Origin of the sequence: Fulvivirga maritima (assembly GCF_021389955.1) — a bacterium.
Lineage (GTDB): Bacteria > Bacteroidota > Bacteroidia > Cytophagales > Cyclobacteriaceae > Fulvivirga > Fulvivirga maritima.
This window is the reverse complement of record NZ_CP089980.1, coordinates 1,119,596-1,131,745: the sequence shown is the minus strand read 5'-3', so window position 1 is coordinate 1,131,745 and position 12,150 is coordinate 1,119,596. Positions and strand designations below refer to the sequence as shown.

Sequence of the window (12,150 nt, the reverse complement as noted above, 5' to 3'; positions counted from 1 at the left end):
CGCACTAAGTGCTCTCTTATGTTAGAATGGATTACTGTTACAGCCCTTATTATAGTAGGAATAGGGTTAATTATTGTTGAAGTCCTTTTCGTACCAGGAACTACTTTTGTAGGTCTTCTTGGTTTTTTGGCTGCTTTGTTCGGACTTTATTTAGGCTTTGTCTACTTTGGTGTAGATGCGGGCATATGGCTCACAGCAGGTGGTTCCATTTTATTAGGTGTATCATTATACTTCAGTTTTAAAGGTCGTACCTGGGAAAAATTTTCGTTAAAAGATACTATTTCCAGTAAGGTAAATGAAGGACTTACCAGTGTATTGAAAGTGGGAGATGAAGGTGTAGCTGTATCTACACTTAAACCCATAGGTAAGGCTGAGTTTACGAACGGACTATTTGAAGTAAAATCTTTAGGTAATTACCTGGATAGCGGTACCAAAATAAGAATCATAAAAATTAGTACTAATAATATTTTTGTAGAACCAATTACTTAATCATGGAATTATCAGGTATCGGCATAGTCCTCATTGTTTTCCTGGGGATCGTCGTTTTTTTCGTATTTCTTTATTTTATTCCTGTAGGGCTATGGATTACTGCCCGATTCTCAAATGTAAAAGTAGGCTTGTTCGAGCTTATGTTTATGAGAATTAGAAAGGTGCCTCCCGGCGTGGTGGTTAACTCACTAATTACTGCTACTAAAGCAGGTCTTACCGTTACCACTAAAGAGCTGGAGACTCACTACCTGGCGGGTGGACATGTGCCATCGGTTATTAAAGCGCTTATTTCAGCAGATAAAGCCAATATAAACCTTACTTTCAAGCAAGCTACAGCTATTGACTTGGCTGGTAGAGATGTTTTTGAAGCGGTGCAAATATCAGTAAACCCTAAGGTAATTACCACTCCTAAAGTAGCAGCAGTAGCGGCTGATGGTATTCAGCTGATAGCTATAGCACGGGTTACGGTAAGGGCTAACATTCAGCAGTTAGTAGGTGGTGCTGGTGAAGATACTATTCTTGCTCGTGTGGGTGAGGGTATTGTTACCTCTATCGGTTCTGCCGGTACGCACAAAGAAGTGCTGGAAAATCCTGATAAAATATCTAAGCTGGTATTGCAGCGTGGGCTTGATGCCGGTACGGCTTTTGAAATTCTTTCCATTGATATTGCTGATGTGGATGTAGGTACTAACATTGGTGCTAAGCTACAAACAGATCAGGCTTCTGCTGACTTGAAGGTGGCTGAAGCTAAAGCTGAAGAAAGAAGAGCCATGGCGGTAGCGCATGAGCAAGAGATGAAAGCGAAAGCTCAAGAAGCTAGAGCCAAAGTAATAGAAGCTGAAGCAGATGTGCCTAAAGCAATGGCTGAAGCGTTTAGAACCGGAAACCTCGGTATTATGGATTATTATAAAATGGATAATATCAAAGCGGATACCGAAATGAGAGAATCTATTGCCAAACCAGGCGGTAGCTCTAGTGGCTCTAAAGACAAAGGCAATAAATCATAATAGATAATAAAACCTTAAGCTAAGAAAGGCTGCCGGACTCCCGGCAGCCTTTTATTTTTTGGTAAAAGCTGTATTAAAAAAAATATTTTATCGTTTTAGCATGAAAACTTGAGATATTTTTTGTCAAGAATCATTTAAGTATGATTTTTACCGCCGTTGTTTAGTAATATGTAAATTAATGATGCCCAGATTCTTAGTGAGAGCTAATATTTTGATGTACTGTGTTTTAGGCGTGTTTACAGCTAAAGGTCAGGCGCATAAGGTGGATAGCCTCAGAGCCTTGATTTTGAACGCAGATGATACCGTTAAAATCAAAGGTTTGATTAGTTTGTCTATGGCTTATCAGAATTCTGATCTTGATTCTGCTTTATACTATGCTGAAAGATGTTTGCATGAAGCCGAAGCACTAGGTCATAAAGAAAGCCTTGGAGATGCCCTCATCAATCTGGGGCGCTTAAAAAGGGATAAGGGGCAATATGATGTTGCGCTGGAATATATTTTTAAGTCGCTCAATATTTACAAGGAGCTGAGTGATAGTGTGCGGATAGGCAATGCTATTAATGATATTAGTATTGTCTATGGCTATTCCGGAGATTGGGAAAAAGCATTGCAGTACTTTACGGAAGCGCTGCATATGTTCCAAAAGGTCAACGACCTCAAAGGAGAGGCTCAAGCCTTAAATAATATTGGATTAGTTTATCTGCAGTATTTTGATGATTTGGAAAAGGCAGAAGAATACTTCCTTAAATCTTTAGAAATAAAGCAAGCAAGAGGCGATAAGAAGGATTTAGGAACTGCTTATGGGAATCTGGGTAAAATAATGGAGGAAAATAAGCAGTATGATCGTGCGCTAGACTATTATAGAATAGCGGGTAATTTGTATATAGAAGTTAATAATGATATTTTTTTAATAGAGAATAGGCTGGACATAGCTAATGTTTACCTGCAAACAGGGAAGCTTCACCAGGCCTATGATACCGCCAGAGTAGCCCTGGACTTGGCTATAAAAACACACTCCAACATAGCCTTGGAAAACGCCAGTAACACTCTAATGCGGATTGCAGAGTTGCAGGGCGATTATGAAAAGGCTTATGCTTACCTCAAACTCAATACTGATGCTCGTGATTCATTATTAAGGGAGAATAACAATCAGCACCTGGAAGAGCTCAAGCAACAATACAATGCTGAAGATCGGGAAAATCAGATAAAGTTATTGCAGAAAGATAAACAGATACAACAAGCTAACTTGCGGCAAAAAGACATATTGACTTATGCCCTCATTTCTGTGATTATATTGGTGCTTATAATTCTTTTATTAGTGTATTGGGCCTATCAATCTAATAAAAATAAGAAGGATGTATTAGCCTTTAAAAACGCTAAAATACAATTACAGAAAGAAAATCTTTTGCGAATGAATAAGGGAAAGGATCAGCTTTTTTCTATTATCTCGCATGATATTAAGAGTCCTTTAAATTCTCTCAAAGGCTTTTCTAATCTGTTGGTGAATAATATAGATATGCTTTCCAAAGAGGATATTCAACAAATGGGAGGTAAAATCAATCATTCATTAAATAACCTTAGTGAGCTGCTCGATAATCTTTTAGCATGGTCCATCAGGCAAACCAAAACACAAAAGTTAGAACTGGTTAAGGTAGATATCAATGATTTGATTACTAAAAATATTGAACTCTATACTCTTACCGCCGCATCAAAAAAAATTACATTATCAGATTATAGTGAGAGTGATTTAATGGCACTTGCAGATATTAATTCTATTCATACTGTGATCAGAAACCTTATTGGTAATGCCATCAAATTCTCATATCCTGATGGAGAGATTAAGATACGCGCTTTTAATTATGGTGATAAAGTAAAAGTTTCAGTAATAGATAATGGAGTGGGAATGTCTCAGGAATATATTGATCGTTTATTTGATTTAGGGCATAAAGACAGTCAGGCTGGTACTTCTAATGAAAAAGGAAGTGGCTTGGGCCTGATTCTTTGTCAGGAGCTCATTAAGGATAATAATGGAGAGTTTCATGTGCATAGTGAGCTGGAAAAAGGCAGCACTTTCTCTTTTACATTGCCTCGGTTCACTGAAGATTAGCTGATGCTAATGCATTGGTTTTAGGTAAGTCAGTTTTAGTTAGTGATTTCAATTTTCTCTTTACTGATTACAATGGGTTTTTCAAACCGGTTGCCAGGATCATCATTTTCTAGTTTTAGTACTCCCCTGGGGCAAACGGAAGCACAAACGCCACAGCCCACACAAGATGCTCGCACAATATTCTGCTCTCGTTGCGCGTACCAGCGTACATCTATGCCCATTTCACAGTATGTGCTGCAGTTACCACAGCTAATACACTGCCCGCCGTTAGTGGTGATTCTAAATCGAGATTTGAACCTTTGAATGATTCCGAGGTAGGCAGCCAGCGGACATCCGAAACGGCACCATACCCTGCTACCCATTACAGGGTAAAAACCTACGCCTACCACGCCCGCAAATACAGAGCCTATGAGGAATCCGTAAACGGAACGAATATAGTAAGTGTCTAATCCTAAGAGACTACCGCTTCCGCTAAAATAGGTATATAACGTGCCAATGGTCATGATAACTGCAAAGGCAAGGACGCCATGTACCATCCACCGTTCTATTTTCCAGGCCTTCAAAGATTTATCTGATAATTGTCTGTAAGGGTCTCCCAAAGTCTCGGCCAGACCGCCGCACCCACACACCCAGGAGCAATACCATCTTTTGCCATAAAAGTAGGTAATTACAGGTACGGCAATGAGTACCAATACAATGCCCCAAACTAACATGAATAGTCCCAGTCCTCCGCTATTAATCAGGTTTTCAATATTGTAATCAAAGAAAAAAGTATAGTTCAAAGGCCATATATTTTTCAGGTCCATGCTGGGTTGGTGCAGTAGTATGAGTATTTCTGGTATCAAAAAGGCAAAGGCCGTTTGGAAGAAGATAACAGAGCTTGTTCTTGCCAGGTGGTATTTGCTATGCCTGTATTTAATGAACATTCGTACTCCCATCACTATAATGGCAAGAGTGTATAACAAGCCGTAGAAAAACCATTGACTGGCAGGGCCTCCATTTAAGGTTTTGCTGACCGGATCTACCATCAGCATCCAGTTGGTCATATATTCGGGGTACCAATAGAGCAGGATGTAAAACAAAATAAGAGCAATGCCTATGCTGTAACCGAGCCAGCCTCTGCTAGTGTGGGAGCTGTGGAATACACCGTCATTTTTAATGCCTGGCAGCAGCCTTAGCTTAGGCAGGATGTAAAGCAGTGCTCCTAATATGCCCAGCCCAATAGTGAGGCAAAGCCAAATCATGGGGTTTTTGCGAATAGGAGTGCTGTTAGCCGCTCGCGTAATAGAAAGCTTTAAGGTGTTGATTTTATAATTATCGAAACCCAGATTGCTAACAATGCTTCCGTTTATGTTTTGTACGGTTCCTTGTAGCTCTTCTTTTAATGCGGCCTTGGTTTCGAAAGTTTTCCCGTTCATCCAGCTGGTATAAGATTGCAGCTTTTCTTTTTTGTAATTATTGATGCTGTCATTCGGTAGCTTGATGAGGTCATTGTTAAAGGTGATGTTTTCATTAGAGAAGCTGGCCATGCTACGTTCCAGATTGCTATCGGATATTTTAAATGTATTTTTAATTTTTTGGTTAGCACGGTCGAGTGACTTTTCAAGGTCTGCATTGAAGGTGATACTGGAAGTGTATTCCTTGTTTAATATGGAAGTAAGGTATTTGGCAGCTTTGGAATAGTCATTTTTAGATAAGGCTTTTTCTAATTGGGAGTTAGAGAGCTCATATTTGTTTATAAATAACATGGCTATTAAAATGGCGCAGGCCAATATAAATAAGCTCATTCCTGTTTTTTGAATCAATAGGATACGCATAGGTTGATTGGTTTAGAAAATGCCAGCTATTCTTTTTCTTTTTGAAAATTCCACTTTTAACTCAGGATATTGTTGATTAAACAGGTCTGTAATCTCTTTCTCATGTGAAGTGAAAAACTCAGGATCAAAATTGGCCGCTTTAAGATTTTTAATCACATGTTGTATGCTTGCTTCTTCTCTAAGCCAGTTGTCAAACAAATTATGCCTTAGTCTTATACCAATAGAGTTAACGCCTAAAAAGATGTTGGTTTTAGCCTGAAATGAAAAATGCAAGGCATGGCTGCCTGAAGGGTGTTGCCAATAAAATCTTTTTTCATCGGGTTGCGGTGAGTTAGGAACATTGCCGTAGGTCTGATATTCAAGGTCAAAGAACTTAGCTGAGTTATACCACGGCCCAGGCTGGTAAGCTTTAGGCGAACCGCAGATAGTTTGGGCTACAGTTTCACCCATTATTTTACCGGTATACCATACTTGCTCTATAGCTGAACGGTTAGCGGTAGGTTGTGTTTGCTCCGCACAATCGCCTATGGCATATACATCAGGGATGTTGGTTTGTAAAAACTGATTCACTAAAATGCCTTTGTTCGTCTTTATATCAGTATTTTTAACCAAGTCAATATTGGGGTGTACTCCCGCAGTGATACCTACAAATTGACACTCAATGGTTTCTCCTGTTGAGGTGACGACTCCTTTTACCTGGCCATGGTTATCCGTAATTATTTCATTAAGCTCCGAGGATAGCCTCAGGTCTACTTCATGTTTTAATATATGTTGGCCTACTAAATCAGCCTCTTGTTCTGGCAAGGTATTATTCCAAAACCGTTTTTCTCTAACTAAAAAAGTAGTGTGGATTGATTTTGAACGCAGCATCTCTGCCATTTCTACGCCTATGAGCCCTCCGCCTACTATTACTGCTTTTGAAATATTAGCACTATGCTTCTGAATGTTCTCAAGGTCTTGCAAGCTTACCATAGTACAGACTCCTTTTGCATCTTGCCCTGGCCAATTAAATGTATTGGGCTGCGAGCCTGTGGCAAGTATTAAAGCATCATAAGTCAGGCTTTTGTTTTTGGTTAGTTGTAGGCTTTTTTCTTCAATATTGATGGTAGAAACACAATCATACACTAAGTCTATGTCGTTTTTCTTCCAAAACCCATCTTCATAGGGTTTAGTGTGTTCATATTTCATGTGGCCCATATAAATGTACATTAAGGCAGTGCGCGACCAAAAATGCTCTGACTCAGCTGAAATAACCGTGATTCTAAAATCGCTTCTTTTTTCTAATATGCCTGGCAGCAGTGATGCCTGATATTCCATTGCCAATAATTACTATATGTTTCATAGGCCTTTTTTAGTTATAGTAAAGATCATCAATCATTTACGAAATAAAAATGAGACGAACGTTTATGGATAATTAACTCATTTCGTCGATTGTGGCTTGTCATCGGTCGGTAGATTTTCGTTAATTTGATTATTCAAAAGTTTCATTCCATTATATTAAGAAGTGAGGTGGCGTAAAATTGTTTTCCATTGGCCTTATTTCATGCTTTTGAGTGGGTGTTAATATGGTCTTCGAGCATGAAGACAGTTGGGTAAACACCGTCATTTAAGTTGTTTGTAGTTGGGTGGTAGATTTTTTAGAGACAGAATATGTGATTTTTTTACAAATAATAATTTTTTAAGATGAGTTTAAGATATTTTCGAAGTCTGTTGTGCGTTGGATTTATTTTTTTATTTGCAGCGTGTGGAGATGATGACAGCAGTGATGTAACGCCTGCTCCTGGTCCTGGTACTCCTGGCAATGGCGGAGGAGGAAGTGGAGAAGAAGAGACGGAAATAGTAATTACTGCCAGCGATTTTTCTCTTACTATAGATGAAAACCCTGAAGAAAATGCTTCTCTGGGTTCAATAACTGCCGAAGTTAATGAAGGCACATTGGCCTTTGCTATTGCTACCGAAGACCCTGAAGGTTCTTTTACTATTGATGAGGAAACGGGAGAGCTTTTCGTGGCTGATGTAGCTTTGTTTGATTATGAAACCAATCAGGAGTTAAATGCTACGGTAGAAGTGTCAGCTGAAGGAGCGGAGTCTCAGACCGTATCAGTAGTGGTTACGCTTAATGATGTCAATGAGTTTGTAGGCTTTGTTACCACCTGGAAAACAGAGTCAGATAATGAAAGCATTACTATTCCTGTTAACCCAGATTTTTCTTCTAATTATAATGTGAACTGGGGAGATGGAACTAACGATGACGAGGTGAACGATGATGCTACTCATGAATATGCAGAGGCAGGCACATATTATGTAGAGATAACAGGTTCTTTTCCGGGAATAAAATTTGAGGAATCAACAGATGCCAATTCGGAGAAGCTTATGACTATAGAGCAGTGGGGTAATATAGCATGGAGAAGTTTTAGTAGTGCTTTTTATGGGTGTGCTAATGTGGTAGGTAACTATGAAGACACTCCTAACTTAAGTAATGTCACCAATATGAGCAGGGCATTTTATGAGGCTACTCTATTTAATGGTGATTTGAATGACTGGAACATGAGTAATGTTACAAATATGAGCCTCATGTTTTTCTTAGCTACTTCCTTTAATCAAGAGGTAGGCAGCTGGGATGTAGGTGGTGTTACAAACATGGCTGGAATGTTTCAGGGAGCTTCTTCCTTTGATCAGAGTTTAGGAAGTTGGGATATCACAGCAGTTAATAATATGAATGCGATGCTGTATAATGCTAACCTTTCAGTGGCTAACTATGATGATACGCTTGAAGGATGGTCTGAGCAAACGGTTCTGCCAGGTGTAACTTTAAGTGCCCATGGCCTGGAATACTGTAATCAGATAGCAAGAGGTATTTTGGTAGTTAATTGGAATATAGAAGGAGATGCCTTGTCGGCTGACTGTCAATAAAATTTCATAATTCAATTAGAGGCAGCATTTTTCAGAAGTGCTGCCTTTTTTAGGCCTCCCTTGATAATTGCATAAATCAAAACAAGATATAAAAGCTGGACTGATTAAGTCCAGCTTTTTTTGTTATAAATCTGAACACCTTCCGCTTTAGCGTCTTCGAAAAGTGCAAAATCGTGAGTGGTTTTATTAATAAATCTGAAGGAATATCGATTTAGAATAGTATAGACACACCGATCCCTGGGGCTTTTCTGATTTAGGTTTAGGCGGCCTGAAGTAGTGGTATGTCTTCTGATTTCTTTTTGCTCATCTTAACAGCATTGGCCATCATAACGGCAAAGAATACATGTATCATTTCTCGTTTTTCTCCCTTAACCTTGATTTTATTCAGGCCGTAAGCCGTTTTATGGGTACCAAAGCTTCCTTCCATCACGGTTGCTCTCTGGTTAGAGATGAGGCTTCTGAGTTTGCTTTCCTGAGGTTTGTTTACCTTGGGGCCTTTCTTTGGAAAGCAAGTGAACACTTTCCTTACTGTTAAATACTTTCTGTTGGCGTTAGTGGCATAAATACGATCCGCCCCCAGCTGATGAAGGGAGCCAAATATCGATCTATGTTTTAAACTACTTATTTTTAGTCTGGTACTTTCATTGAATGCCCTGAACTCCATGGCATCAATAAAGCAGATGCCGTCAACCTGAAGCATGTGGGCTTTCATTCCAAACTCAACCCTTTTAGTTTCTTTGCCTCGTACGATAGGCCTGACATAAGGTCTGGGAAGCGATACTATCCTGTTTTTCAATTCTTTAGCTGGATGATGCTGCAAGAATTGCTGTTGCTCAAGTACCTTCTTTATTGTTTTTAGGTATGATCGCTCTTGAAAGTGAAGCTGTATTTGTGGGTTTTCATTGAGTAAGTACTGCAGCTGTCCAAGCCCTTTGGACAGTAGATATATCAATGCCTTTTTACGCTTGCGTCCAGCTTTGTATGTCTTTTTTCGACTACGATCGTAAGACATCTGCTTGCGTTTTTGATCTATATATTTGGAGCGAGGCCTCTTTACACCTAATATTTTACACCATCTGTAAAGCTGTTTTTCAAACACCCATTGACAACTTTCCCAGATTAGCTTAACGTCGGTAGGAAAACGAATATAACTTTCATAGCAAGTGGCATCCATTAAGAGAACATGCGTATTATTCATATCTCTTTTCCAATGATGAATGAGTACTTCCTGAAGTTGTTGCCAATCAGTATTATCAGCCATATACGTCCTTATTCTACTTAAAATGGCCTTATCCTTAATTCTTTGGTTATCATCCAACAATTTATTGCAAAAAAGCTGAAGGCTCCAGTCAGTATTAAATCGTTCTATTAACTTCTCGTCACTCAGGTTTAAATAAGATTTTAGAAACATTAGACCAAACATGCCTTGGGCCGAAAACCAGCGGGGTGCGCCTGGGCCTCTATTTTCCTTTGGCAAACATTCTGAAAGTTGACTCCAAGGAATAGTATTATAAACCTTACCTAATTTGCTATTCTTGAATAAGTACCATTTTGGAGTTAAGTAATCTTGCGGTTGGAAAAGCTCTTGATCTCTCATATATTGCAGTGTTAATTGTGATTAGGCACTACAATTTAACAAATCAAAAACCCCGAAAAAAGCTTTATATAGCTAATTTCGGGGTTTTATTTTATGCTTTAATACTGATAAGTAACTGTATTTCAGTGTTTTTTATTTAAAAGGGAGGCCCTTTTTAGTTTTTAAAGGCCTTGTTAAGATTTATAATGAGATCTTCCAGGCTGTTCGTTATAGCAATGCCTTCACCTTCCAGCTGCCAGGTAATTTCATTGCCTTCCAATGTAAAAGAAATAGTATGTTTAGCGTTGAGGTCGAGTTCAAAGCCATTTCTCTCCAGCGCGTTTTTTGTCCAAAGGTATTCATGTCCCTGCCCTGTGAGGTTCACTTTTTTACCCAGGCTTCTTTTTTCTAATTGCCCGGTTCTCAGATCATAGCCTTTCAATTTAAAAACATGATCAATGGCTCCGTTTAAAACTAGGTCTTCCGGAATACCAGAAATAATGGGGATGTTGAAGCCGGCCAGCCATAACCGATCTGCCGTTTGTAATGCTAAATCCAGCTCATGAGTGGCCATAAGAATGGCTTTTCCTGTGTTTTTAGCCAGCTTTTTTAATAAATTAATTACTGCCACCCTATTGTTCAGGTCTAAATGAGCGGTAGGTTCATCTAATATAATGATAGGTGTATCCTGAGCCAGAGCCCGGGCTATCATTACTTTTTGTAGCTGCCCATCGCTGAGCTCGTAAGTTTTTTTGTCTATAAAATCGGCGCTATCAGTAAGCTTAATGGCCTTTTCTATGGCCTTTAGGTCTTTTTTGCTAAAATTAAGATTCCAATTCACATATGGATAGCGGCCAAGAGCTATCACCTCTCTGGCTGTTAGGTTGCCTGCATTTATTCGGTCAGTTAAAACCAGGCTGATGTTTTTAGCCATCATTTCTGATGTCATGCTACTTATCTCCTGCCTATCTATTAAAATTTGACCTGATATTGGTTTTTGTATGCCTGAAATGGTTCTTAATAAGGTGGATTTGCCCACGCCATTAGGTCCCATAAAACATATCAGCTTTCCGTAAGGTAGCTTCAGATTAATGCCTTGGAGAATGGGTGTTATTTTCTTCTTATTAGCATACCCAACAGTGAGGTCTTTCAGGATCAGGGCTATATCGTCGTTATCTATAGGTATCATTTGCCAAAAGCCCGGTTAACGTTTTTCTTTCTGATAAGCACCCAAACCACTACTGGCGCGCCAATTAGTGAGGTGACTGCGTTGATAGGTAGTATAAATTCGCTGTTAGGAATTTGGGATACAATGTCACAAATCAGCATGGTGATTACTCCGCCCATGGCTACTGCCGGCAGAGTGTATTTATGGTCGGAGGTGTTGATCAAAAGGCGTGTAAGGTGCGGTACGGCCAGACCTATGAAGGCTATAGGGCCGCAAAAAGCCGTGACACTGCCTGCCAATATGCTGGTGCTGATGATGATCATTAGCCTCACTTTTTTAATATTAACTCCCATGCTAAGCGCATAGTTTTCGCTAAGGAGAAGTGTGTTGAGGGGCTTAATCATGGAAAACGAGAGGGCTATTCCCGCTATGATTACGGGAATGAGTATCATAATCTGATCCCATGAAAGACGGCCCAGGCTGCCCATGGTCCAGATAAGGTATATTTTTATTTCTTCGGAATTACTGTAAAACTGGAGTACGCTTACTATGGCGCCGGTGAAGCTGCCAAACATGAGACCAATAATGAGCAAGGTCATGCTGTCTCTAACTTTAAAAGAGGCCGCTAAAACCAGAAATAATACCAGCGATGAGCCTATGGTGGAGGCAAGAATAATGAGCCAGCTGTTCATGTAAAAGGAGAAAGCGGTTCCTAAAATAGCTCCGGCCATTACCAGTAGTGCTACGCCTAGGCTGGCACCAGTGCTGATGCCCAGCACAAAGGGCCCGGCCAGCGGATTTCTGAAAAGCGTTTGTAGTTGCAGGCCGCTCACGGAAAGCGCTATACCTACTAATAGAGCAGTAGTAGCTCGTGGCATGCGAAACTGCCAGATGATATTAGTCCAGCTGGTCTTAGAGCCTTCTCCGGTGAAGATGATCTCCAGAATTTCATCTACAGGGATGTGTACACTGCCTAAAAAAAGGTCTAATGTAAATAAAATGAAAATACACAGAGGCAATGCTACCCAAAGCGAGATAGTATATTTTCGTTTGTCGGATAGCAAAGCGTTCAA

General features: G+C 39.7%; 9 protein-coding genes. 4 read left to right on the top strand and 5 right to left on the bottom strand.

Translation table 11 applies throughout. The features are described 5' to 3' along the window. Positions 1-18 precede the first annotated feature (18 nt). The 3 genes from LVD15_RS04605 (at position 19) to LVD15_RS04595 (ending at position 3,603) form a co-directional block, all read left to right on the top strand. Positions 19-489, top strand: a complete 471-nt coding sequence (locus LVD15_RS04605) for an NfeD family protein (RefSeq protein ID WP_233779139.1) — start codon at positions 19-21, stop codon at positions 487-489. Positions 490-491: 2 nt separating this feature from the next. Next, positions 492-1,496 carry a flotillin-like protein FloA gene (gene floA, locus LVD15_RS04600; RefSeq protein WP_233779138.1) on the top strand — a complete coding sequence of 335 codons (1,005 nt, stop codon included), beginning with the start codon at positions 492-494 and terminating at the stop codon, positions 1,494-1,496. A gap of 178 nt (positions 1,497-1,674) precedes the next feature. After that, positions 1,675-3,603 (top strand): sensor histidine kinase, encoded by a 1,929-nt coding sequence (locus LVD15_RS04595; RefSeq protein WP_233779137.1) that lies wholly within the window; start codon positions 1,675-1,677, stop codon positions 3,601-3,603. Positions 3,604-3,638: 35 nt separating this feature from the next. On the opposite strand, the gene LVD15_RS04590 is transcribed toward LVD15_RS04595, so the two are convergent. Together LVD15_RS04590 and LVD15_RS04585 are read right to left on the bottom strand one after the other, a co-directional pair. Further along, positions 3,639-5,420, bottom strand: a complete 1,782-nt coding sequence (locus LVD15_RS04590; protein WP_233779136.1) for a 4Fe-4S binding protein — start codon at positions 5,418-5,420, stop codon at positions 3,639-3,641. Positions 5,421-5,432: 12 nt separating this feature from the next. After that, positions 5,433-6,737 carry an NAD(P)/FAD-dependent oxidoreductase gene (locus LVD15_RS04585; RefSeq protein ID WP_306416861.1) on the bottom strand — a complete coding sequence of 435 codons (1,305 nt, stop codon included), beginning with the start codon at positions 6,735-6,737 and terminating at the stop codon, positions 5,433-5,435. 366 nt (positions 6,738-7,103) lie between these two features. On the opposite strand from LVD15_RS04585, the gene LVD15_RS04580 reads away from it, so the two are divergent. After that, entirely contained in the window at positions 7,104-8,333 is a 1,230-nt protein-coding gene (locus LVD15_RS04580; RefSeq protein WP_233779135.1) for a BspA family leucine-rich repeat surface protein, read from the top strand. Between the two features lie 259 nt (positions 8,334-8,592). Here the strand turns inward: LVD15_RS04580 and LVD15_RS04575 are convergent, their stop codons facing one another. The 3 genes from LVD15_RS04575 to LVD15_RS04565 form a co-directional block, all read right to left on the bottom strand. Then, positions 8,593-9,930: a transposase gene (locus tag LVD15_RS04575; RefSeq protein ID WP_233776421.1), complete on the bottom strand. Its 1,338-nt coding sequence runs from the start codon at positions 9,928-9,930 to the stop codon at positions 8,593-8,595. A gap of 154 nt (positions 9,931-10,084) precedes the next feature. Continuing rightward, positions 10,085-11,098: an ABC transporter ATP-binding protein gene (locus tag LVD15_RS04570; RefSeq protein ID WP_233779134.1), complete on the bottom strand. Its 1,014-nt coding sequence runs from the start codon at positions 11,096-11,098 to the stop codon at positions 10,085-10,087. Next, entirely contained in the window at positions 11,095-12,150 is a 1,056-nt protein-coding gene (locus LVD15_RS04565; protein WP_233779133.1) for a FecCD family ABC transporter permease, read from the bottom strand. Before LVD15_RS04565 ends, LVD15_RS04570 begins: the two co-directional genes overlap by 4 nt.

Bases quoted from the DNA above. Each gene is read 5' to 3' on its own strand.
- LVD15_RS04605 (WP_233779139.1), top strand. From the start codon at position 19: ATGTTAGAATGGATTACTGTTACAGCCCTTATTATAGTAGGAATAGGG.
- floA (WP_233779138.1), top strand. From the start codon at position 492: ATGGAATTATCAGGTATCGGCATAGTCCTCATTGTTTTCCTGGGGATC.
- LVD15_RS04595 (WP_233779137.1), top strand. From the start codon at position 1,675: ATGATGCCCAGATTCTTAGTGAGAGCTAATATTTTGATGTACTGTGTT.
- LVD15_RS04590 (WP_233779136.1), bottom strand. From the start codon at position 5,420: ATGCGTATCCTATTGATTCAAAAAACAGGAATGAGCTTATTTATATTG.
- LVD15_RS04585 (WP_306416861.1), bottom strand. From the start codon at position 6,737: ATGGAATATCAGGCATCACTGCTGCCAGGCATATTAGAAAAAAGAAGC.
- LVD15_RS04580 (WP_233779135.1), top strand. From the start codon at position 7,104: ATGAGTTTAAGATATTTTCGAAGTCTGTTGTGCGTTGGATTTATTTTT.
- LVD15_RS04575 (WP_233776421.1), bottom strand. From the start codon at position 9,930: ATGAGAGATCAAGAGCTTTTCCAACCGCAAGATTACTTAACTCCAAAA.
- LVD15_RS04570 (WP_233779134.1), bottom strand. From the start codon at position 11,098: ATGATACCTATAGATAACGACGATATAGCCCTGATCCTGAAAGACCTC.